Source organism: Saccharopolyspora sp. NPDC003752 (assembly GCF_053605825.1).
This window is the reverse complement of record NZ_JBSGJZ010000035.1, coordinates 41,505-62,841: the sequence shown is the minus strand read 5'-3', so window position 1 is coordinate 62,841 and position 21,337 is coordinate 41,505. Positions and strand designations below refer to the sequence as shown.

The following is a 21,337-nucleotide window of genomic DNA, read 5'->3' as shown; positions in this document are numbered from 1 at the left end:
TCTGCTTCTACAGTGGCGATGTGCACGAGCCTGTTCCCGCCACCGGGCGGCAGTTCGAGATCACTTCCGGCGCCGCGCGCGCCGTGGTCACCGAAGTCGGTGCGGCGCTTCGGGTTTTCGAGGTCGACGGGGTGCCGTACGCGGAGTCCTTCGACGCGGACCGGCTGCCGCCGGGCGGCGCGGGTGGGGTTCTGGTGCCGTGGCCGAACCGGGTCGCCGGGGGCCGCTGGCTGTTCGACGGGGAGCCGCAGCAGCTGGCGCTGAGCGAGCCCGCGCGGCAGAACGCGATCCACGGCCTGTTGCGGCACACCGCGTGGACCCTCGTCGAGCACGCGGAGTCCACAGTGGTCTTGCACGCGATGGTGCCCGCGCAGCCGGGCTGGCCGGTGCCGCTGCTGACGTCCATCGGCTACGCCCTGGACGAAGACGGCCTGACCGTCACGCACACCGTGGAGAACCTCGGAGCGCGGGCGGTTCCGTTCGGGGTCGGGGTGCACCCGTATCCGCGCGCGGGCAACGCCGCGACCGATGACTGCACGCTCCGGCTGGCGGCGGCGACGGTGTTGCCGGTGGACGCCGAGCGGCTGCTCCCGGTGCGGCCGCCGCGGGGCCTGCAGGGCGACGAGGTGGACTTCCGCACCGGGCGCCGGCTGGCCGGGGTGCTGCTGGACACCGCCTTCGGCGGCGCGACCCCGGCGCCGGGCGACGACCTCGTGCGCCACAGCCTCACCGACCCGGACGGGCGCGGCGTGCAGCTGTGGGCCGACCCGGTGTTCAAATGGGTCCAGGTCTACACGGCGGACGACTTCCCGGGACGGGGCAGGGCGATCGCGATCGAGCCGATGACCTGCCCGCCGGACGCCCTGAACTCCGGGGTGGACCTGCTGGTCCTGCAACCGGGCGAGAACTGGATCGGCCACTGGGGCCTCAAACCCCTCTGACGCCAACCCTTCCACTCTGCGGAACCCCGGTTCCATGCCCGCAATTTCAATGGAAATCGGACCTTCGATTTCCATTGAAATTGCGGACCTCCGGTGTGTCGGGGCACGACACACCGGAGGTTGTGGATAGACGGTGTGGATGACTTCCGCAATTTCCATTGAAATTGCGGGTGAGGTCGGACCTGGCGAGGTGGCGGGTGAGGTCGGGACCTGGCCAGGCGGCGGGTGAGGTCAGGACTTGGCGAGGTGGCGGGCGATGAGCATGCGCTGGATCTGGTTGGTGCCCTCGAAGATCTGCAGGACCTTCGCCTCGCGCATGTAGCGCTCCGCCGGGAAGTCGCGGGTGTAGCCCGCGCCGCCGAGCACCTGGACGGCATCGGTGGTCACCTTCATCGCCGCGTCCGTCGCGACGAGCTTCGCCACCGACGCCTGCTGCCCGAACGGCAGCCCGGCGTCCCGGCGCCGCGCGCCGTCGAGGTACGTCGCCCGGGCCGAGTGCACGGCCGCGGCCATGTCGGCGAGCAGGAACTCCAGGCCCTGGAATTCGATGATCGGCCGCCCGAACTGCTGCCGCTGCTTCGCGTAGTCCACCGCGAGGTCCAGCGCCGCCTGCGCCAGCCCGACCGCGCAGGCCGCGATGCCGAGGCGACCGGAGTCCAGCGCCGACAGCGCGATCTTCAGCCCGTGGCCCTCGGCTCCGATGAGCCGCTCCGCGGGCACCCGCGCGTCCTCGAAGTACAGCGGCGTGGTCGGCGAGCCGGTGAGCCCCATCTTGTGCTCGGGCTGGCCGGCGGAAAGCCCCGCCGTGTCACCGTCGACGAGCAGGCAGCTGATGCCGAGTGGCCCGTTGTCCGAGGTCCGGGCCATGAGCGTGTAGAAGTCCGCCACACCGCCGTGCGTGATCCAGGCCTTGGCCCCGTTGACGGCGTACGAGTCGTCCTGCCGCGCGGCCCGCGTGCTCAGCGCCGCCGCGTCGGAGCCGGCGTGCGGCTCGGACAGCGCGTACGCGCCGAGCAGTTCGCCGCCGATCATCTCCGGCAGCCAGCGGGAGCGCTGCTCCGCGCTGCCGAAGTGGGCCAGCGGGTAGCAGCTCATGGTGTGCACCGACAGGCCGACGCCGACGGTCATCCAGGCGCTGCTGAGCTCTTCGAGCACCTGCAGGTACACCTCGTACGGCTGGGCGCCGCCGCCGTGTTCCTCCGGGTAGGGCAGGCCGAGGAAACCGGCCTGGCCGAGCAGCCGGAAGGCGTCGCGCGGGAACTTCTCCGCGGCCTCGTCGCCCGCCGCGCGCGGGGCGAGCTCATCGCGGGCGATCTCGCGGGTCAGCGCGAGCAGGTCGGTGGCTTCTGCGGTGGGAAGCAGGCGTGGGACGGCCATGGCGAATCGCGCTCCTGATGCCAGTGTGACAGCTGCCGGTAGTACTGGTAACGGTACTGCAGGACGCTTTGCAGTACTGTGAGAGTCTTACCAGTAGGAACCCGCGCAACCGTTCGAGGGTGCTGTGGCAGGCTTCGTCCGATGACCACCTCCGAAGGCCGTCGCCGGCCGGTGAACGCGCGGCGGGCCCAGCTGCTGGACCGGCTGCGCGACCTGTTCCTCGCGGAGGGGTTCTCGCACTTCACGCTGGACGATCTGGCAGCCCGGCTGCACTGCTCCAAGTCGACGCTGTACACGCTGGCGAGCAGCAAGGAGCAGCTCGCCGTCCGCGTCGTCGCCCACTACTTCAAGAGCGCCACGCAGCTGGTCGAGCAGCGGGTTGCGGCGGCCGAGGACGTGCGGGAGAAGGTGCGGGCGTACCTGGATGCCGCGGCCGAGGCGCTTCGCCCGGCGTCCCGCGAGTTCATCGACGACATGGCCGCCAACATCGCGACCCGCACCACCTACGAGGCCAACGCGCACGCCGCCGCGGACCGGCTCCGCGGCTTCATCGGCGAGGGCGTGCGGCAGGGCGTGTTCCGGGAGGTGCACGCCGCGTTCGTCGGCGAGATGGTCGGGCTGACCATCGTCGGCATCCAGCGCGGCGAGATCGGCGAGCGCACCGGCCTGTCCGACGCGGCGGCCTTCGAGGCGTTGTCGCAGTTCCTGCTCGGCGGGTTGACCGCCCAGTACACAGTGGAGGAAAAGTGATCGTCATCGGCGGTGAGGCCCTCGTCGACCTCGTTCCGGACCCGTCCACGGCGGACGGCGAGCTCGGGCCGCTGCACCCGCGCCTCGGCGGGGGTCCGTACAACGTCGCGATCGCGCTGGGGCGGCTCGGGGTTCCCGCCGCGTTCTTCGCCCGGCTGTCCACGGACCAGTTCGGCGACAAGCTCCTCGAACGCCTGCGGTCTTCCGAGGTGGACGTCGACCTGGTGCAGCGCGGCCCGGAGCCGACGACGCTGGCCGTGGTCGGGCTGGCCGAGGACGGTTCGGCCCGCTACAGCTTCCACACCGAAGGCACCGCCGCCCGCTTCGTCGCGGACCGGCCGCTGCCCGCGCACGCCACCGCCCTCTGCCTGGGGACGCTCGGCATGGTGCTCGAACCCGGCGCCTCGGTGTACGAAGAGGTGCTGTTCCGGGAGGCTGCGCGCGGCCGGTTCATCGCGCTGGACCCGAACATCCGCGCTGACCTGATCGCCGACCCCGACGCCTACCGCGCGCGGTTCGCCTCCTGGCTGCCGTCGGTGGGGCTGCTGAAGGTCTCGGACGACGACGCCGAATGGCTCGCGGATGGCGGGGACGTGCTCGCCGCGGCCCGCGAGTGGCAGCGCAGCGGCCCGGCGGCCGTGGTGCTGACCAGGGGAGCCGACGGGCTGACCGCGGTGACCGGCGACGGCGAGGTGTCGGTGCCGGGCGTGCGCGCCGAGGTCGCCGACACCATCGGCGCGGGCGACACCGTGCAGGGCGCCCTGCTCGCGTGGCTGCACCGCAACGACGCGCTGTCGGTGGACGCCGTCCGCGCGCTCGACCGGGAACAGTGGGAGCAGGCGCTGCGGTTCGCCGCGGCTGCCGCTGCGGTCACCGTCTCCCGACCGGGTGCCGAGCCGCCGTGGGCCGCCGAGTTGGCCTGACGGTCGGCGAACCGCGTCTGACGTGCGCGAGGACACCTTGTGAGGTAAACCGCGCGAGGCCGACCGGTCGAGATCGGGTTAGACCGATCGGACGGGCTCGTTGGTCACGATGAACTGCTCGTCCGGCTTCGGAGCGTCGAAAATTTTCCGCCGGAAGCGCCCCGATGTGATGTGATCGTGGTCCCACCTGCCAAAAAGCCGAAACGCGATTGCTGCGCTGGGACCCCACTGCGGTCTAGCGTGACTACTGACAGGACCCCAACGGGGTGGTGCTGCGGCGGTTCGGACACCCCGACCGGCGCGCGGGCGACATCGCAGCCCTGCCGCTTGGCTGGGCAACCGCGGTCGCCTCGACACGCACCCCGACGAGCGCGAGAGGTTCCCGAATGCCCGACGACGTGACCGCCAAACGTACCGTCGCGCTGCGCTATGACGCCGGCGAGCACGAAATGCAGGTGAAGCAGCCGACCGAGGGCGCCCCCGGGGTGGATCTCGGCAAGCTGCTGGCTCAGACCGGTTTGGTGACGTTGGATCCGGGCTTCGTCAATACGGCGGCCTGCCTCTCCGACATCACCTACATCGACGGTGACGCCGGCATCCTCCGCTACCGCGGCTACCCGATCGAAGAGCTCGCGGCGAAGTCGAACTTCATCGAGGTCAGCTACCTGCTGATCTACGGTGAGCTGCCGACCCAGCAGCAGTACGACGAGTTCGCCGAGCGGATCCGGCGGCACACGCTGCTGCACGAAGACCTCAAGCAGTTCTTCGACGGCTTCCCGCGGGACGCGCACCCGATGCCGGTGCTGTCCTCCGCGGTCTCCGCGCTGTCCACCTTCTACCAGGACAGCCTCAACCCGTTCGACAAGGACCAGGTGGAGCTGTCCACCGTCCGCCTGCTGGCGAAGCTGCCCACGATCGCGGCCTACGCCTACAAGAAGTCGGTCGGCCAGCCGTTCCTGTACCCGGACAACTCGCTGGGCCTGGTGGAGAACTTCCTCCGGATGACCTTCGGTTTCCCCGCCGAGCCCTACGAGGTCGACCCGGTGCTGACCCGCGCCCTCGACCTGCTGTTCATCCTGCACGCCGACCACGAGCAGAACTGCTCCACGTCGACGGTCCGGATGGTCGGTTCCGCCGAGACCAACCTGTTCGCCAGCATCTCGGCCGGCATCAACGCCCTGTTCGGCCCGCTGCACGGCGGCGCGAACAGCGCGGTGCTGGAGATGCTGGAGGGCATCCAGGCCAACGGCGGTGACGTCGACTCGTTCGTCAACCGGGTCAAGAACAAGGAGCCCGGCGTCCGGCTGATGGGCTTCGGGCACCGGGTCTACAAGAACTACGACCCGCGCGCGGCGATCATCAAGAAGACCGCCGACGAGGTGCTCGGCAAGCTCGGGGCCAACGACCCGCTGCTGGACATCGCCCTGAAGCTCGAGGAGAAGGCGCTCGCCGACGACTACTTCGTCGAGCGCAAGCTCTACCCGAACGTCGACTTCTACACCGGCCTGATCTACAAGGCGATGGGCTTCCCGACGAAGTACTTCACCGTGCTGTTCGCGCTCGGCCGGCTGCCCGGCTGGATCGCGCACTGGCGGGAGATGCTGGAGGACCCGGCCCGCAAGATCAGCCGTCCGCGGCAGGTGTACACCGGTTCGCCGGAGCGTGCCTACCAGTCGATCGACCAGCGCTGAATCGAAACCTGAATCCAGTCGGCCGCCGACGCGACCGACCCACGTGCGGCCCCGGACACCGGCCTACTCGGCCGGTCCCCGGGGCCGATCCGTGTCCGGGGTCGGCTCGACTCCGGCGGTCCCGGCGCAATTTCAATGGAAATTGCGGGACAGCAACGGCGTGTCGAGCCCCGACACGCCGCAACCTGTGGACAACTTCGGGTCCCGGTGGACAACTTCCGCAATTTCAATGGAAATCGGACCTCCGATTTCCATTGAAATTGCGGTTTCAGGCGGTGCGGAGGGCGTCGCGGAGCTTCACGCGGGCTCCGGTGTGCAGCACCGCGTTGCTGTAGATGCGGCCGCCGAGGCGGAGGAGCACCGCGATGGCCGCGAGGCTCAGGACGACCGACAGGACGATCTCCCACGGGGCCGCGACACCGAGGGCGATGCGCATCGGCATCAGCGTCGGCGAGAAGCCCGGCACCAGCGAGAGCACCGCGGCGAGCGTGCTGTCCGGCGAGCTCGGCAGCATTGAGACGCCGATGACGAACGGCACGACCAGCACCATGATCACCGGGCTGATCACGTTCTGCAGGTCCTCCTGGCGGGACACCAGCGAGGACGCCGCGGCGAGGACCGTCGCGTAGGTGAAGAACCCGAGCAGGAACCAGGCCAGTCCCCAGCCGAGGGTGCCCGCCAGCGCCGCGGACGGCAGCGTCAGCACGCCCCCGACCCCGGACGCGATCAGGCCCGCGGCGGCGATGATCACCAGCTGCAGCAGGTTCGTCAGGCCGATGCCGATCACCTTCCCGGCGAGCAGCTGGGTCGGCTTGATCGTGGACAGCAGCAGCTCGACGACCCGGCTGGACTTCTCCTCCACGACGCCCTGCGCGACCATCTGGCCGCCGATGATCAGGAACATGTAGAGCACGACGCCTGCCGCGATGGCCAGGCCGAGCCGCTCGCCGAGGTGCGGGTCCTCGGTCTCCAGGCTGGTCACGGACACGTGCGCGCTCTCGGTCGCGGCGCGGACCCCGGCCGGATCCAGCCCGGCCCGGGCGAGCTCGGCGTTCAGCGCCTGCTGCTGCACGACCGCGTCCAGCGCGCCCCGGAGTGCGCTGTCCGGGCTCCGCTTGACGACCAGCCGCGGCGCGTCCGGTGTGCCGGTGACCAGCGCTTCCAGGTCGCCGTCGCGCACCTGCCGCTCGCCCGCGGCCTCCTCGACGGTGCTGATCTCGAAGGACTTGCCGAAGGCAGTGCCGGCGGCCTGCAGCGGCGCGCCGACGGCCGCCGCCTGCGCGGCGACGCCGACCTTCGTCGTGCCGGCCTGGTGGCCGATGAACGTCATGAGCGCCGCGTAGCCGCCCATGATCAGGATGGTGGCGACGGTGCCGGCGATGAAGGCGCGGGTCCGCACCCGGGTGCGGATCTCCCGGCGGGCGACCAGCCAGACGGGGCTCATGCGGCGGGCTCCTCGGAGACGACGTTGCGGAACAGTTCGGTGAGCGCGGGCCGGTGCCGGCTGAACTCGCGGACCGGGCCGGTGGCCAGCGCGGCCTTGAGCACCGCTTGGTCGTCCGCGTCGTCGGCGAGCCGCAGCGTGGTCCGGCTGCCGTTGACCTGGACGACCTCGGCGCCGGGCACGTCGGCGGCCCAGCCGGGCTGGGCGTCGGGGGCGTCGACGACCAGCGTGGCCGGGCCCTGGTCGCGGAGTTCGGAGACGGTGCCGCAGGCCACCATCTGTCCACTGCGGACGATCCCGACCCGGTCGCACAGCCGCTGCACCAGGTCGAGCTGGTGGCTGGAGAACACCACCGGCACCCCGGAAGCGCACTTCTCCCGCAGCACCTCGCTCATCACGTCCACCGCGACCGGGTCGAGCCCGGAGAACGGCTCGTCGAGGATCAGCACCTCCGGGTCGTGCGCCAGCGCGGCGGCCAGCTGCACCCGCTGCTGGTTGCCCAGGCTGAGCTTCTGCACCTCTTCGCCGCGGCGGGCGGCGAGTCCGAGCCGTTCGGTCCACCGCTCGGCGGCGTCACGAGCGTCCGCAGTGGACAGACCGTGCAGTTCGGCGAGGTAGGCGAGCTGCTCGGCCACCTTCATCTTGGGGTAGAGACCGCGTTCCTCCGGCATGTAGCCGATCCGGCGGCGGGCCTGCAGGTCCAGCGGCGCGCCGTTCCAGCGCACCTCGCCGGAGTCGGCGGCCAGCACGCCGAGCGCGATGCGCATCGTGGTGGTCTTGCCGGCGCCGTTGCTGCCGACGAACCCGAACATCTCGCCCGCGCGGACGGAGAACGTCATCTCCCGCAGCGCGACGACGTCCCCGTAGCGCTTGGAGATCCGGTCGATCTCCAGTTCGCGATCAGGCATCCCGTCTCCCTCGATTGGTGCTCGAATATCGATTCTGCCTGGTGACGGGCGAATGTGCAGGATATTTGCGTTTGTCGGCAGGCGACGCGAGGCTGAGCCGCTCGGACTTCGTGCGTTCTGGGGCCGTGCGTGTTTTGTGCTGCTACAGCAACACAAAACACGCACGGCCCTTGATCAGGCGGAACTTCCGCGCGTGCTCAGCCCGAAACGCCGTGCAGCGCGCGTTCGACGAGAGCTTCGACCGACGGGAGGGCCGACTCGCGTTCCGCCGGGTTCAGCCCGACCCGGCTGCGCCGGTCCAGGACGTCCGCCGCGTCGAGCGCGCCTTCGTGGCGGATCGCCCAGAGCACCTCGGCGGCCGTGAGCTGCAGGCCCGGCGCGATCGGCTCCGCGAGATCCGGGTCGAACTCGGCCAACGCGGCGACGCGCGCGGCCTCGGTGCCGTACTTCGCGATCAGCCGAGCCGCCGCCTCGACATCGGTCAGGTGCCGCCGCGGTGCGGCGCCGACCAGCGCCACGGCCGCGGTGCGCGACGGTCCGGCGGGCAGCCCGCCGGTGCGCACCGCCGCATCGACCGCCTCGGCGGCCATCTTCCGGTAGGTGGTGAGCTTCCCGCCGACCACGGTCACCACGCCGTCCGGCGAGGTCAGCACCGCGTGCCGGCGCGACAGGTCCGCCGACCCCTTGCCACCCGGCTGCGCCAGCAGCGGCCGGAGCCCGGCGAACGAACCGAGGACGTGCTTGCGCTCCAACGGCTGCCCCAGCGCGTCGCGCACGCCCGCGAGCAGGAAGTCCACATCGGACTGCGGAACCTCGGGAACGGACGGGATCGGCCCGGGCACCGGCTCGTCGGTCAGCCCGAGCAGGGCGCGGCCGTCGGGCTGCGGCAGGAGCAGCAGGAACCGGCCCGACTCACCCGGGATCGGCGCGACCAGCGCGGTCCCGGCGATCCCGGCGGCCTCCGCGTCGACCAGCAGGTGCGACCCGCGCGACGGCCGCAGTTCGACGTCCGGCGCGAGCTCGCCGGCCCACACCCCGGCCGCGTTCACCACCGAACGGGCCCGGATCCGCAGCGATTCGCCGGTCTGCTGATCCACCGCGTCGGCGCCGCGGCCGTCGAGCTCGCGCACGCGCACGCGGGTCAGGATGCGGGCGCCGAAACCGGCCGCGGTGCGCGCCAGCGCGACGACCAGCCGCGCATCGTCGACGAGCTGGCCGTCGAAGCTGAGCAGGCCGCCGCGCAGGTCGGCGGAGCGCAGGCCCGGGATGAGCGCGAGCGCCTCCGCGGCGGGAATCCGCCGGGGCGGCGGGAGCACGTCGGACGGGGTGCGAGCCGTGCGGCGCAGCGCGTCGCCGGCGTGCAGCCCGGCGGCGAGCACCAGCTCGGAGCGGCGCGACACGCTGCCGTGCAGCGGGATGAGCTGCGGGAGCGTCCGCACGAGGTGCGGCGCGGTGCGCGTCATCAGCACGTTGCGCTCGACGGCGCATTCACGCGCCAGCGCGATATCGCCGTGCGCCAGGTAGCGCAGGCCGCCGTGCACGAGCTTGCTGGACCAGCGGGACGTTCCCCAGGCGAGGTCCTCGGCCTCCACCAGGGCGACCGAGAGTCCGCGCGCGGCTGCGTCCAGGGCCGTTCCGGCGCCGGTCACGCCGCCGCCGACCACCAGCAGGTCCACCTCGTCTTCGGCGACTGCGGACAGGTCGGCGGCGCGGCGCGCGGCGTTCAGCGAGGTGGCGCGCAGCGAACCGGCGGGCAGCGGGGTGGTGATCATCGGACCTCCGGGCGGGTCGGTGGGGTACCGGGGGCCGCAGTTTCAATTGAAACTGCGATCAGTCGACGGGTTCGGCGCAGTTTCAAGTGAAACTGCCGAAAACCGGGGTGGTCAGGCATCGGTGGGCTCCGGGCCGAGGGCGCCGTCGAGGAGGTGGGCCAGTTCGGTGGTCAGGGCCGCCGGGTCGATGTCGCCGGAGGCCGGGCGGGCGGAGATGACGAACGACTGCACGAGCAGCAGCAGGGCACGCGCCTGCACGGCCGGATCGGCGCGGCGGATCGAGCCGTCCTCGTGGCCCCGCACGAGGTACTCGCGGATGAACCCCTCGGCGGCGAGCTGGGTGCTGCCGAGCCGCTCGACCAGGTAGGGCAGCAGGAGTTCGGCGTCGGTCTCCAGCACCCGCTGCAGCAGCGGCGCCGCCTGCAGCAGCCGGATGCCGCGGACCGTCCTCGCGACCAGGAGCTGCCGGCCGTTGCCGGTCTCCTGCTCGGCGCCGGCCAGCTGCAGGATCTCGCCGAACTCCACCGTCACCAGCGCGGTGACCAGGCTGTCGACGTCGGGGAACCGCCGGTACAGCGTCATCCGGCTGACCCCGGCGCGCCGCGCGATCTCCGTCAGCGTGGTGCGCCGGACGCCGTTGGCCAGCACGCACTCCCGGGCGGCGTTCAGCAGTTCGGCATCGCCGACCCGGTTGGCCGCCTGGCGGGCCGGGCGGGCGGGCGCCGGCGGGGTGCTGTCACCTCGCGTGCTGTGACATTGCGACGTCATGTGTAACACTGTACTGGTGAACGGCCTGATCGAACACACCCTCCGCGGCAGCTGGACCCCATCGGGGGCGTCCGCTGCGCCGTTGTCACCACACGCGCTGCGCTGGTTGCGCCAGCGAACCGGCCTGGTCGAGACCGCCACGCCGGCGGTTCCCGCCTCGCTGCTGGAGGTCGCCGAGAGCGACCTGCCGGAAGCGGCGCGCGCCGAACTCGCGGCCCTGATCGGCGAGCAGCAGGTGCTGATCGACCCAGCCGAACGGCTCGGCCGCGCCGGCGGGATGTCGTACACGGACCTGATGCGCCGCCGCGGCGGCAGCAGGCTCGCGGTGCCCGACGCGGTGCTGCTGCCCACGGACCCGGATCTGGTGCAGGGCGTCCTGGAGATCTGCGTCCGGCACGACATCGCCGTCGTTCCGTTCGGCGGCGGCACCTCGGTGGTCGGCGGCGTCGACGCGCTGCGCGGCGGCAAGACCGCGGTCGTCGCGCTGGACCTGGCCCAGCTCGACCAGCTGGTCTCGCTCGACCCGGGCTCGCGGATCGCCGTGGTGCAGGCCGGGATGCGCGCGGCGGAAGCCGAATCCCTGCTGGCCGCGCACGGTTTCACGCTCGGCCACTTCCCCCAGTCCTACGAGCGGGCCACCATCGGCGGCTTCGCCGCGACCCGGTCGGCGGGGCAGGCCTCCGCCGGTTACGGCCGCTTCGAGGACATGGTCGAGGGCGTCCGGCTCGCGACACCGGTCGGCGAGTGGCGGCTCGGGGTGTCCCCGGCGTCGGCGGCGGGCCCCGACCTGCGGCAACTCGCGGTCGGCAGCGAGGGCGCGCTCGGCGTGATCACCGAGGTGGCGCTGCGCGTCCGGCCCGCGCCGGCCCGGAGCCGCTACGAGGCGTTCGTGGTCGACGGCTGGCAGTCCGGCGTCGACGCGGTGCGGGCGCTGGCGCAGGGGCGCGCGCTGGCGGATGTCACCCGGCTGTCCGATGTGGACGAAACCGACGTGCAGCTGGAGCTCTCCGGCGCGCTCAAGGCCCGGTCTCTGAAGACCTACTTGCGCGGCAGGGGAATCCGGCAGCCCTGCCTGCTGGTGCTCGGCTGGGACGCGGCCTCGCGCGGCGAGCTGAAGCAGCGCCGGTCGGCGACCCTGCGCGCGCTGCGCGGAATCCGCACGGTCCGGTTGGGCCGCCCGGTCGGCGAGGCCTGGCGGTCGCACCGGTTCTCGGGGCCGCGGCAGCGCGACGCGCTGCTGGATCGCGGGGTGTGCGTGGAGACGCTGGAGACCGCGACGCACTGGACCGATCTCAGCGAACTGCGCTCCGCGGTGCGGACGGCGCTGGTGCGGAGCCTGCAGGTCAACGGCAAGTCGCCGATCGTGATGTGCCACATCTCGCACGCCTACGAGACCGGCGCCTCGCTGTACTTCACGGTGCTGGCGGCCCGCGACGCCGACGACCCGCTCGGCCAGTGGCAGCGGGCGAAGATGGCCGCCTCCGACGCCATCGCGGGCCGCGGCACGATCACCCACCACCACGCGGTCGGCGCCGACCACCTGCCGTGGCTCGAAGCGGAGATCGGCGACGTCGGCGGCGCGGTCCTCGCGGCGGCGAAGAAGGCCGTCGACCCCACGGGAATCCTCAACCCGGGCAAGCTCATCCGGCCAGCGCGGTGATCGCGCGGTAGCGGTAGCCGAGCCCGCGGTACACCCGGAGCGCGGGCTCGTTGCCCGCGTCGACCATCAGCGCCACGCCGCCGTCGCGGGCGAGCTCAGCGGTCAGGAACGCGCAGAGCGTCGTGGCCAGTCCGGCGCCGCGGTGGTCGGGGTGGGTGGCGACGCCGGAGATCAGGCGGAGCCGGGGCGCGGGCCAGGAGTCGGCGCCGACGGCGAGCAGTGTGCCGTCCGTGCCGCGGATCCCGGCCCAGCGGCAGGCCCCGGGATCGTCGGGGAACAGGTACGACGTCGGGTTCGCCTTGCGCAGCAGGCTGGCGATCGCGTCTTCGTCGGCGCCGGTGAGCCACTCGACGCCCGCGGTCGGGGCGCTCGGCGGCTCGGCGGCGAGGTGCATCCACCCGAAGGTCGCGCGCACGTCCAGCCCGAGGCGCTCCGCGACGGGCCCGGCGAGTTCGGCGTCGGCGAGCGGCCGGAGCCGGTCGCTGCGCACCTCCGCCATGACCCGCGCGAGGAGCTCCGCCGCGTCGTCGGCAGGGCCGCTGAACAGCACGCGGTCGTGCCGGCACAGCTTCGGCGCGTAGACGGCCACGGCACGGCCGTGCTGCCACGCGGCGCCGGCTTCGTGCGGGTACTCCGGCGTCAACGCCTGCGCGCCCCAGCGGACCAGCAGATCATCGGTGGCTTCGGCGACGGCGCCGGCGGATAACAGCTCCTGCATGCCCCGATCGTCCCTCGCGAGCACCCGGCCCGTTGCGGCGGTGTTCCCCCCGGGGCGATTTCGCGCGAAATCGCCACCCGATCCACGCCGGGCGCGAGCTCAGTCGCGGAGGGACAGGAGCAGCGCCACCGCGGCGAGGGCCGCGGCGATGAGGCCCAGGTGCTGAGCGCCCGCCCACTCGATCCCGATCGCGCCGATGATGCCGGACGCCGCGATGGCCAGGTAGAGGATCGCGGCGTTGAGCGACACCAGCACCGATGCCGAGCCCGGTGACAGCGTGATCAGCCGGTGCTGCTGCGGCGTCGTGATCGCGAAGGCCGCGATGCCGAAGAACACGATCTCCGCCGTCGCCAGGCCGAAGCTCCCGGTGGTCAGCGGCAGCACGAGCAGGCTGACCACCAGCCAGGCCAGGGCGAGCGCGACGACCCTCCGCCCGCCGATCCGGTCGGCCAGCGCGCCGGCCCCGAAGTTGCCGATCGTGCCGATCACCCCGAGCAGGAACATCAGCACCGCCAGGCGGATTCCGCTCCCCTCGGTGGCCGGCGCGAACACGGCGGCGATGTAGGTGTACGGCAGGTACACGGCGGTGAAGCCGATGAGCGTCGTCGCCAGCACCACCAGTACCCGCCGGTCGGCCAGCGGCGCGAACCGCGCGCGCAGCGACTCGGGCGTCGGCGCCGCCACGTCGGCGGGCACCAGCCGGAGCACGCCCAGCAGGCCCAGCACCGCCAGCCCGGCGACGAACCACATCGTCATCCGCCAGCCGGACACGGCGCCCAGGGCGGTGCCCAGCGGCGCGCCGAACGCGGTCGCGGCGGTGAAACCCGTTGTCACGGCGGCGATGGCGCGGCCTCGCCGGTCTTCGGGCACTAGCGCGGACGCCGTGACCGCCGCCGTCGGCACGAACAAGCCCGCTCCCGCGGCCGCGACCACCTGCGCGGCGACCACCAGCGGGAACGACGGCGCGACCGCCGTGGCGATGTTCCCGATCAGGTAGACCGCCACCGCGAGCAGCAGGACCCGGCGTCGTCGCCAGCCCGCGGTCGCGGCGACGAGCACCGGCGCGACCAGCGCGCAGGTCAGCGCGAAGGCGGTCACGACCTGGCCCGCCGTGCTCATCGAGACCCGGAGGGTGCCGCTGAGCTGCGGAAGCACGCCCGCGAGCACGAACTCGCAGGTGCCGACCGCGAAGGTGCCGAACCCGAGCACCGGCACGGCCCAGCGGCTCGGGGTGTCCACTGTGGATGTCATGGGCGGGCTCCGGAACGGTTCGCGTACTCGGACATCGCCAGGCCCGCGACGACGAAAGCCGCCGAGACCCAGGGCAGCGCGGCGGGGGAGAACGGCAGCGCTGCGGCGCCGATGACCCCGGCCAGCGACGACCCGAGGTACCCGCCGGAGGCGTTGAGCGAGATGACGAAGGACGCCGAAGCCGGTGCGGCCGCGATCAGCCGGTGCTGCTGCGGCACCGTGATGCTCCACGAGGTGAGCCCGAAGACCACGATCGCGATGACCGCGCCGGCGAAAGTGGCGGCGGACCAGGGCATCACCGCGAAGTTGAGCGCGCTGACCACCAGCGCGGCGGCGATCACCCGACGCGGCCCGATCCGGTCGGTCCAGCCACCGGCCACCAGGTTCCCGACGGTTCCGGCGCAGCCGGACAGGAACAGCAGCACCGCCAGCAGCACGCCGCTGCCGCCGGTCGCGGCGCCGACGACCACGCTGACGTACGTGTTGACCACGAAGATCCCGATGAACACGGCGACGGTGGTCAGCAGGATCGCGACGACCTTCCCGTCGCCCAGCGGCGAAAGCCGTTCGCGCAGGCTCGCGGCGGGCGGCGTCGGAACCGGCGGTAGGAGCAGCGCGATGCCGATCCCGGCGGCGATGCCGAGCCCGGCGACCAGCCACATGGTGCCGCGCCAGGTCGCGACCGTCCCGAGCAGCGTGCCGATCGGCACGCCGAGCGCGGTCGACGTGGTGAGTCCCAGCGTTACCAGGGAGATCGCGCGTGCGCGCTGGTCCTCCGGAGCGAGTGCGGCGGCGGTCGCCCCGGCGATCGGCGTGAACATCGAGGCGCCGGCGGCGGCGAGGACGCGGGTCGCGAGCACCGCGCCGTAGGTCGGGGCGAGCGCGGTGGCGACGTTGCCGACCGCGAAGACGGCGAGCGCGGTGAGCAGGACGCGGCGGCGGGGCCAGTTGCCGGTCAGCGTCGCCATGACCGGCGAGAGCACGGCGTAGGCGATCGCGAAGACGGTCACCAGCTGCCCGGCCTCGGCGATGCTCACCTGCAGGTCCGCCGAGATCTCCGGCAGGACACCGGCGACGACGAAGGCGTCCGTGCCCACGGCGAACGTGCCCAGCGCCAGCACCGCCACCCGGAGCGGGACGCGGCCGGTGGTGGGTTCAGCGGTCTTGGTCAAGGGTGCTCCCCAAAACGGTACCGATCGTTTCCATGTGGCGAACGGTACCGATCGTTTCCGTTTTGGCGCAAGCTCGGATATCGTGACGGCATGGCAACGCGCGCTCGAGAACGTCTCGTGGAGGCCGCGGAGCAGCTCTTCTACACCGAGGGCATCCGGGCGGTCGGAGTGGAACGGCTGGTCGCCGCCTCGGGAGTCGGCCGCGCCTCGTTCTACCGGCACTTCGACAGCAAGGACGACCTGGTCGTGACCATGCTGCGCGGCTACGCCGACGCCGTGCTGGAGCGGCTGAAGGCCGACGTCGCCAACCGCGGCGGCGGGCCGCTGGCGGTCTTCGACTCCTTCGCGGAGCGCTTCGCGGCGCCGGACTTCCGCGGCTGCGCCTCGATCAACACGATGGTCGAGATGGCGGACCCGGACAGCGCGGCGCACCGCGTCGCGGCGGAGCACAAGGAAGAGGTCACCGACTACCTGGACGGCCTCCTGGTGGAAGCGGGCTACCGGAGCCACCGGCAACTGGCCGAACAGCTGATGCTGCTGATCGACGGGGCCAACGTCACGGCCCTGCGCGAACGAACGGCGGAACCGGCCAAGCGCGCCAAGGCCATTGCCGCGTCGCTGCTGGAAGCCGCCACCTGATCCGGTCCGCGACGCGCCGGGATGTCGCCGTTTTCGCGCGAAACCGTCGCCCACCCGCACGGGACTTGGCGTTTTCGCGCGAAAACGCCAAGTTCACCCTCGTGGCCAGGCTCGGCGCCGTTCAGCGGTGGCCGTCGCGGCGCACTGGTAGCGCTACCGGCCGCAACGAGAATTCCCGCGCTGGCCTGGAATGCCGTGGCGTAGTCCACCGGTGCCTGCGGATCCTGGGTGCCGGAGATGGACATCAGCGCGGCAAGTCCGAATGCGCCGCCGATCTGCTTGGTGGTGTTCATCAGACCCGCGGCGGCACCGGCCTCGGTGGCGTCCGCTCCGGCGGTGACCGTGGTCGTGAGCGGCGGTTCAGCAGGCCGCCGCCGAAGGAGAGGACGATCGCCGGGCCGAGGATCCCGGCCAGGTATCCGCCGTCCGCGTCGATGCGGCTCTGCCACGCGAACCCGGCCGCGGCGATCAGCGCGTCAGCGACGATCAAGGTGCGGCCGCTGGCGTGGCGCATCAGCCAGGGCGTGAGGAGCCGCCCGGCGATGATGGTCACGAGGGTGTGCGGCAGGAAGCCGAGGCCCGTTTGCAGGGCGGTGTAGTGCCGTGACGATGCGTTCGGTGGCCGCCGAAGCCGGTGTCTCGCTGCGGCTGGAGCGGATGCCGAGCCCGCCGTCGGGCCGCGCCTTCGTCGAAGCATTCCTCGCCGAGGCGCTACCGACCGACGAGGTGAGCCGGGCCTTCCACCTCGTCGGCGCCTCCTACGCGGTGCTGGCGATGACCGATCCGGAACTCGCCGACCAGTCCTTCGTCGCGGGACTGAACCATCTCGAAGAACAGCTCGCCGATGCGCTGCGCAAGGCCCAGACCGATGGCGAGCTGTCGCGAGATCGCGACGCGTCCGTGGAAGCGGCTCGCCTGATCGCGCTGAACCACGGGCTGGGCACGGCAGTGCTCGTCGGCCAGCGCGCCGGCCAAGACGCCGAGGCCGTGCTGCGCTGCCACATCGACGAGCTCTTCGCCGCCCCAGGTGAGCCCTGGCCAGCCGTTTCCGCAGTTCAGGGCCCGTGCGTGGTTTGTGTTGCTATGGCGACCAAAAACGTGCACGGGTCCAGCCAGGCGGAACGGTGGTTCGTGGCCTGGTCAGGAGTCCTTCTTGCGGCGGGGGCGGAGGCTCGCGGCGAAGCGGGGCTTCTCGAGCGCGTTGTAGAGCGCCATGTAGGCCTGCTGGACATCGCGACGGGAATCGTCCGGTGTGGACGGTTTGGCCGTGCGGTCCGGGTCGGGCATGCTCGTGACCCGCATCCACCGCTCGTTCCACAGCGCTTCCATCGCGGCGTTCCACCGCTTGCGCACGTCGTCGAGCACCTTCTCGCGCTGCTCGTCGGCGGCCTCCCGGCGCTGCTTCCCCGCCGCGACCGCCTCGCCGAGCTCGCCGGCCCGCTCGCGCTCGTGCTTGCGCAGCTGCTGCGCGGCCGTGGTGGCCCGCGCGGTGATCTCCCTGTACCGCTCCGCGGCCGGAATCTGCTCAGTCACCGGCTTCCTCCCGGATCTCGCACCGCTCGTCCGCCGCTCGCGGCGCCGGGACCGCCGGCACCGGCTTCGCCTGGTCGCCGGGGTCGAAGGGCAGGATCACCTCGGGCCGGGAGTGCACCGCGCGGTCGAAGAACAGGCCGCGCCGCGCCCGCGGCGACCAGTTGACCACCTGCCCGGCCGCGAACGCCGCCAGCTCCTGGCCGTGCACGTCGAAGGCGACCCAGGCGCCGATGTCGTCGACCGGGCCCATGCCGAGGGTGTTCTTCACGCGCTGCGCGCTGCGCCACCAGCCGATCACGTGCACCCGCAATTCGGGACCCTGCTTGAGTATCTTCCGGAGGTGGTCGAGCCCGCTGACGCGGGTGGTCGGGTCCTTGCGCTCCAGCGTGGTGTGCGCCGCGTCGGCGGCGTAGAGCACCAGGACGTGCGGCACGTCGGCGCCGGACCGCTGGTCGATCGTCTCAGCGGTGGCGGCCAGCGCGGCCTCGATGCCGTCCAGGCCGACTAGCTCGACGTCATGACCGTCGATGCGCAACGCCTCGGCGACCCCGCGGGCGTCGTCGTCGACGTCGTCGAGCAGGGTCGCGATGGTGAACTTGATGCTGCCCGGAACGTATTGGCGCGCCAGGGAAAGCGTCGCCGTGCCGAGCACGCTGGTCGCATCCGCCAGCACCGAGCCGATCACCGCGATGTTGCGTCCCGGCGAGCGCACGAGCCTGACCGCGGCGGCCGTGCCGTTGACGTCGATGATCTGCCCGAGCAGGACCTTCGGTACCGCCACCGGCGCCCGCAGCTTCGCGTAATCGTCCAGTGTGGACAGCGCTGGCAGGTTCGAACCGTCGAACAAGCGCGGCGGCGGGGCGCTCTCGTCGCGCCGCTTCCACAGATCCTGCTGCAACGCATCGAAGGTGTTCTTCGCGGTGGCGTCCGGGATGCGCGCGATCTCGTTGCCGTGCTTGACGCCCGACTCGTGGTTGACGACCGCGTGCCAGCGCGGCAGCTCCAGCGCGGCGTTGTTCTGGTCGGCCAGCACCCGCCGCGCCTTGGGCAGCGCGATCCGCAGGATGAACTGCTCGAAGATCGCCGGCTTGCCCCAGAAAGCCTCGATCCCGGACACGTCCTGGCTGGCCAGCACCAGGTGGATGCCCTGCGACCGCCCGCGCCGCGCGACGTCCTCCAGCAGCGCGGCGGCCTGCGCCGTGACCGGGTCGCGCTCAGCGAAGAGGTACTGGAACTCGTCGATCACCGCGACGATCCGCGGCCACCGGCCGTTCGGGTCCTCGGCGCGCAGCTCCTCCAGCTTGGTGACCTCGTGCTCCTTGGCGGACTCCGCGCGCCGCCGCATCTCGTCGGCCAGGAAGCGCAGCAGCGCCAGCCCGAACTCGCGGTCGGTGTTGACGTTCACCCCGACCAGCTGCGCGTGCGGCAGCCAGCTCGGGTCGCGGCGGCCCGGGGTGAACTGGGCGAACGACACACCTTCCTTGAAGTCGAGCAGGTAGAGCTCCAGCTCGTCCGGCGAGTAGCGGGCCGCGAGCCCGCCGAGCATGCCGTAGAGGAAGTTCGTCTTGCCCGATCCGCTGGGGCCGCCGATCAGGGTGTGCGGGCTGCCGTCGCCGAGCGTGATCCACACCGGTTCGCCCTCGTTGAACCCGACCGGCGCGTGCAGCCCGGCCGTCGAGCGCTGCGTCCACAGCTGCTCCGGCACCAGGTCGTCGAAGGTCCGCACCCGCGCCCGCCGGGCGAGGAACGCCTCCGCGATCGCCGAGCACGCCTTGGTGACCTCGTTGCGCGACGGCGATTCGTCCAGCTGCACAACGGCTTCCGGCCCGGTCATGCTGGTGCGAGCCCGGTCGCCGCCGAGCAGCCGGATGGACTCGATCGCGCTGTTCACGGTCAGCGAGAGGTCCACGACGATCAGCTGGATGCCGCAGGCCAGGCCGTTGCGCGCGATCCGCTGCAGCTGTTGCTGCTGCTCCTCGCGCAGCGCCTCGCCGTTGCCGAACAGCACCGCGACCCGCCAGGGCTCCGAGCGGTGCCCGCTTTCCGCGGCCAGCGAGCGCAGCGAGGTGTGGCCGCCCACCAGCGAACTGGTGTGGATCCGCCGGATGTGGTCGGAGAGCGCTTCGAGCATCTCGTCGAGCCGGGTCGGATCGTGCGCCGTCAGCAGGCCCGCGCGGGTCAGCGGGTAGAGCCCGGGCAGCGTTCCGGTCAGCTGCGCGACGTCCCAGACGTGGATGCGCACCAGGCCGGGCTGGAACCGGCTGAGCAGCCGCAGCAGCAGGTTCTGCACCAGGGCTTCGGCGGATTCCGGGTTGCCATCGGTGACGATCCGCAGGTGCGACTCGTCCAGCAGCGGGACGGCGGCCGGGAACGGTTGCGGGTCGGGCGAATCCGGGACGGTCGCGGTGCCGATCCGCCACAGCTCGGGCGGCGGATCGGCGGCGTCCTGGGTGCCGACCTCGCCGAGCCATTCCGGCCACGGAAGCCCCGCGGCGCCGGGAGCCGCCTCCGCGACGAGCCCGCCGAGCTGCTCCGGGCCCTGCTCGCTCCACTCGGCGTAGATCTCCGCCCGCTCGCGCAGCGCCTCCTGCATCGCGGCCTGGAAGACCGGGTTCTCGGGGTCGGCGATCTCCGCCGGTTCGCGTTCCGCCGCGGCCACCCCGACCTGGGCGATGCGCAGCGCGAACTCCTGCTGCGAGCATTCGGCGAGGACGCGGTCGTGCTCCTGCTCGGCGGCGCCGAGCGCGGAGGCGATGCTGGCTCGCAGGCGCTCGAAGGCCGCTTCGATCCGACTCCGCCGCTCGTTGCGTTTACCCACGCCCCACCTCGGAACCCGTGTTACAGACCGTGATCAAAATACCACTCGACGAGGAGCCGGGCAGGCCCCTGGTACACCCATGCACGAGGGCGAATGTGGCTCGGTTGAGCGCCGAAAGCCGAGAACACCGCCGCGTCCTACAACCGGGTGGCGAAGTCGCGCACCGTGTTGAGGACGTGCTCGATCATCCCCTGGGATCGCTCGATCTGGTCATCTGCGCGGTGCAGGCTCGGCGGCACCACCGTCTCCGGGTGTTCCGGGTCGAGCTTCGCCAGCGCCTGCTCCGCCTCGGCCAGCGCGGTCCGGCTGGTGCCGAGGTGGGCGCCCGCGTCCGCCAGGTGTTCCTCCACGAGGCGCAACGTCTGGATCAGTTCGTCGAGTGTCGACACGGTGCCACAGAGCCTGTCTACGAGGTCGGGTTGGACTTCTGTCGTTGCGGCGGTTTCGCGCGAAATCGCCGCCCGGTGCGCGTGGGGACGGCGGTTTCGCGCGAAACCGCCGTCCTCGCCGAGCGGCCGGGACCTAGAGGCGGCCCGAGTAGCCCTCGGTGGCGTTGATCGTGGCGCTGATCTGCGCCTGCACGCCGCTGATCACCTGCATCACCTCGGCGAGCGAGCCGTGCGCGTGCTGCATCTCCTCCTGGGAGCTGCCCTGGGTGGCGGTGACAAGGGCCGATTGCGCCTCTTCGAGCGCGAGGTTGCCCTGTTGCAGGGCGGCGATGCTTTCCTGCATCTTCTGATTTGCCAAGGCAATTCCCGCGCGAACTTCTTCGACGCCCGCCATCTGGACTCTGGACCTCCGTGGTGCACAACGCTGTATCGGTCCACAAGTTAGCGCCCGGTGGCGGCGACGGCGCAGGCAGGTGGGTGCGGATGATCACGACGCGATCGCGGTGCGTGACGACCAGCGAAATTGATCACCCGGCCGGCAGAACGCCCTCCTGAAATGCCCCTTTTGCCCGTTCCACCTTCC

At 71.8% G+C, this 21,337-nt stretch carries 19 protein-coding genes and 1 pseudogene; 7 read left to right on the top strand and 13 right to left on the bottom strand.

The genetic code is table 11. The features are described 5' to 3' along the window. Positions 1-20 precede the first annotated feature (20 nt). The gene (locus tag ACWEV3_RS33310) at positions 21-941 is read left to right on the top strand and encodes an aldose 1-epimerase family protein (RefSeq protein WP_452617687.1); all 921 of its coding nucleotides are present in this window, start codon (positions 21-23) and stop codon (positions 939-941) included. 231 nt (positions 942-1,172) lie between these two features. On the opposite strand, the gene ACWEV3_RS33305 is transcribed toward ACWEV3_RS33310, so the two are convergent. Next, a complete protein-coding gene (locus tag ACWEV3_RS33305) occupies positions 1,173-2,318 on the bottom strand; it encodes an acyl-CoA dehydrogenase family protein (protein WP_452617686.1) in 1,146 nt (381 codons plus the stop codon). Between the two features lie 141 nt (positions 2,319-2,459). On the opposite strand from ACWEV3_RS33305, the gene ACWEV3_RS33300 reads away from it, so the two are divergent. The 3 genes from ACWEV3_RS33300 to ACWEV3_RS33290 all read left to right on the top strand — a co-directional run bounded on the left by ACWEV3_RS33300 (position 2,460) and on the right by ACWEV3_RS33290 (position 5,682). Further along, positions 2,460-3,068 carry a TetR/AcrR family transcriptional regulator gene (locus tag ACWEV3_RS33300; protein ID WP_452617685.1) on the top strand — a complete coding sequence of 203 codons (609 nt, stop codon included), beginning with the start codon at positions 2,460-2,462 and terminating at the stop codon, positions 3,066-3,068. Further along, positions 3,065-3,991, top strand: coding sequence for a carbohydrate kinase family protein (locus ACWEV3_RS33295; RefSeq protein ID WP_452617684.1), 927 nt, complete (start codon positions 3,065-3,067; stop codon positions 3,989-3,991). The genes ACWEV3_RS33300 and ACWEV3_RS33295 overlap by 4 nt, the downstream gene beginning before the upstream one ends. A gap of 386 nt (positions 3,992-4,377) precedes the next feature. Further along, positions 4,378-5,682: a citrate synthase gene (locus ACWEV3_RS33290; RefSeq protein WP_093272091.1), complete on the top strand. Its 1,305-nt coding sequence runs from the start codon at positions 4,378-4,380 to the stop codon at positions 5,680-5,682. Positions 5,683-5,950: 268 nt separating this feature from the next. On the opposite strand, the gene ACWEV3_RS33285 is transcribed toward ACWEV3_RS33290, so the two are convergent. The 4 genes from ACWEV3_RS33285 to ACWEV3_RS33270 all read right to left on the bottom strand — a co-directional run bounded on the left by ACWEV3_RS33285 (position 5,951) and on the right by ACWEV3_RS33270 (position 10,574). Next, positions 5,951-7,126 (bottom strand): ABC transporter permease, encoded by a 1,176-nt coding sequence (locus tag ACWEV3_RS33285; RefSeq protein ID WP_452617683.1) that lies wholly within the window; start codon positions 7,124-7,126, stop codon positions 5,951-5,953. After that, positions 7,123-8,034, bottom strand: a complete 912-nt coding sequence (locus ACWEV3_RS33280) for an ABC transporter ATP-binding protein (RefSeq protein ID WP_452617682.1) — start codon at positions 8,032-8,034, stop codon at positions 7,123-7,125. Before ACWEV3_RS33280 ends, ACWEV3_RS33285 begins: the two co-directional genes overlap by 4 nt. A 197-nt stretch (positions 8,035-8,231) precedes the next feature. After that, positions 8,232-9,806: a glycerol-3-phosphate dehydrogenase/oxidase gene (locus ACWEV3_RS33275; protein ID WP_452617681.1), complete on the bottom strand. Its 1,575-nt coding sequence runs from the start codon at positions 9,804-9,806 to the stop codon at positions 8,232-8,234. Positions 9,807-9,917: 111 nt separating this feature from the next. Continuing rightward, entirely contained in the window at positions 9,918-10,574 is a 657-nt protein-coding gene (locus ACWEV3_RS33270; protein ID WP_452617680.1) for a TetR/AcrR family transcriptional regulator, read from the bottom strand. 16 nt (positions 10,575-10,590) lie between these two features. On the opposite strand from ACWEV3_RS33270, the gene ACWEV3_RS33265 reads away from it, so the two are divergent. Next, positions 10,591-12,234: an FAD-binding oxidoreductase gene (locus tag ACWEV3_RS33265; protein WP_452617708.1), complete on the top strand. Its 1,644-nt coding sequence runs from the start codon at positions 10,591-10,593 to the stop codon at positions 12,232-12,234. Here the strand turns inward: ACWEV3_RS33265 and ACWEV3_RS33260 are convergent. The 3 genes from ACWEV3_RS33260 to ACWEV3_RS33250 all read right to left on the bottom strand — a co-directional run bounded on the left by ACWEV3_RS33260 (position 12,215) and on the right by ACWEV3_RS33250 (position 15,375). Beyond that, positions 12,215-12,952, bottom strand: a complete 738-nt coding sequence (locus ACWEV3_RS33260) for a GNAT family N-acetyltransferase (protein ID WP_452617679.1) — start codon at positions 12,950-12,952, stop codon at positions 12,215-12,217. The genes ACWEV3_RS33265 and ACWEV3_RS33260 overlap by 20 nt on opposite strands. A 99-nt stretch (positions 12,953-13,051) precedes the next feature. Then, the gene (locus ACWEV3_RS33255; protein ID WP_452617678.1) at positions 13,052-14,203 is read right to left on the bottom strand and encodes an MFS transporter; all 1,152 of its coding nucleotides are present in this window, start codon (positions 14,201-14,203) and stop codon (positions 13,052-13,054) included. Continuing rightward, positions 14,200-15,375, bottom strand: coding sequence for an MFS transporter (locus tag ACWEV3_RS33250; RefSeq protein ID WP_452617677.1), 1,176 nt, complete (start codon positions 15,373-15,375; stop codon positions 14,200-14,202). Before ACWEV3_RS33250 ends, ACWEV3_RS33255 begins: the two co-directional genes overlap by 4 nt. Positions 15,376-15,465: 90 nt before the next feature. Here ACWEV3_RS33250 and ACWEV3_RS33245 point away from each other — a divergent pair, with 90 nt between their 5' ends. After that, entirely contained in the window at positions 15,466-16,014 is a 549-nt protein-coding gene (locus tag ACWEV3_RS33245; protein ID WP_452617676.1) for a TetR/AcrR family transcriptional regulator, read from the top strand. 292 nt (positions 16,015-16,306) lie between these two features. Here the strand turns inward: ACWEV3_RS33245 and ACWEV3_RS33240 are convergent, their stop codons facing one another. Further along, positions 16,307-16,567 carry a hypothetical protein gene (locus ACWEV3_RS33240; RefSeq protein ID WP_452617675.1) on the bottom strand — a complete coding sequence of 87 codons (261 nt, stop codon included), beginning with the start codon at positions 16,565-16,567 and terminating at the stop codon, positions 16,307-16,309. A 56-nt stretch (positions 16,568-16,623) separates the two neighbouring features. Between ACWEV3_RS33240 and ACWEV3_RS33235 the strand changes: the two are divergent. Continuing rightward, positions 16,624-16,971 (top strand): annotated as a pseudogene (locus ACWEV3_RS33235) (TetR family transcriptional regulator C-terminal domain-containing protein); the annotation flags it as partial. A 183-nt stretch (positions 16,972-17,154) separates the two neighbouring features. On the opposite strand, the gene ACWEV3_RS33230 reads toward ACWEV3_RS33235, so the two are convergent. The 4 genes from ACWEV3_RS33230 to ACWEV3_RS33215 all read right to left on the bottom strand — a co-directional run bounded on the left by ACWEV3_RS33230 (position 17,155) and on the right by ACWEV3_RS33215 (position 21,148). After that, positions 17,155-17,547: a hypothetical protein gene (locus ACWEV3_RS33230; protein ID WP_452617674.1), complete on the bottom strand. Its 393-nt coding sequence runs from the start codon at positions 17,545-17,547 to the stop codon at positions 17,155-17,157. Continuing rightward, positions 17,540-20,365 (bottom strand): FtsK/SpoIIIE domain-containing protein, encoded by a 2,826-nt coding sequence (locus tag ACWEV3_RS33225; RefSeq protein WP_452617673.1) that lies wholly within the window; start codon positions 20,363-20,365, stop codon positions 17,540-17,542. Before ACWEV3_RS33225 ends, ACWEV3_RS33230 begins: the two co-directional genes overlap by 8 nt. A gap of 137 nt (positions 20,366-20,502) precedes the next feature. Next, positions 20,503-20,754, bottom strand: a complete 252-nt coding sequence (locus ACWEV3_RS33220; protein ID WP_132488398.1) for a hypothetical protein — start codon at positions 20,752-20,754, stop codon at positions 20,503-20,505. 133 nt (positions 20,755-20,887) lie between these two features. Then, on the bottom strand, positions 20,888-21,148 hold the full coding sequence (locus tag ACWEV3_RS33215; protein WP_132488400.1) for a hypothetical protein: 261 nt from the start codon (positions 21,146-21,148) through the stop codon (positions 20,888-20,890). Between the last annotated feature and the right edge of the window lie 189 nt (positions 21,149-21,337).

Bases quoted from the DNA above. Each gene is read 5' to 3' on its own strand.
- ACWEV3_RS33300 (WP_452617685.1), top strand. From the start codon at position 2,460: ATGACCACCTCCGAAGGCCGTCGCCGGCCGGTGAACGCGCGGCGGGCC.
- ACWEV3_RS33280 (WP_452617682.1), bottom strand. From the start codon at position 8,034: ATGCCTGATCGCGAACTGGAGATCGACCGGATCTCCAAGCGCTACGGG.
- ACWEV3_RS33270 (WP_452617680.1), bottom strand. From the start codon at position 10,574: ATGACGTCGCAATGTCACAGCACGCGAGGTGACAGCACCCCGCCGGCG.
- ACWEV3_RS33290 (WP_093272091.1), top strand. From the start codon at position 4,378: ATGCCCGACGACGTGACCGCCAAACGTACCGTCGCGCTGCGCTATGAC.
- ACWEV3_RS33275 (WP_452617681.1), bottom strand. From the start codon at position 9,806: ATGATCACCACCCCGCTGCCCGCCGGTTCGCTGCGCGCCACCTCGCTG.
- ACWEV3_RS33255 (WP_452617678.1), bottom strand. From the start codon at position 14,203: ATGACATCCACAGTGGACACCCCGAGCCGCTGGGCCGTGCCGGTGCTC.
- ACWEV3_RS33285 (WP_452617683.1), bottom strand. From the start codon at position 7,126: ATGAGCCCCGTCTGGCTGGTCGCCCGCCGGGAGATCCGCACCCGGGTG.
- ACWEV3_RS33215 (WP_132488400.1), bottom strand. From the start codon at position 21,148: ATGGCGGGCGTCGAAGAAGTTCGCGCGGGAATTGCCTTGGCAAATCAG.
- ACWEV3_RS33260 (WP_452617679.1), bottom strand. From the start codon at position 12,952: ATGCAGGAGCTGTTATCCGCCGGCGCCGTCGCCGAAGCCACCGATGAT.
- ACWEV3_RS33245 (WP_452617676.1), top strand. From the start codon at position 15,466: ATGGCAACGCGCGCTCGAGAACGTCTCGTGGAGGCCGCGGAGCAGCTC.
- ACWEV3_RS33305 (WP_452617686.1), bottom strand. From the start codon at position 2,318: ATGGCCGTCCCACGCCTGCTTCCCACCGCAGAAGCCACCGACCTGCTC.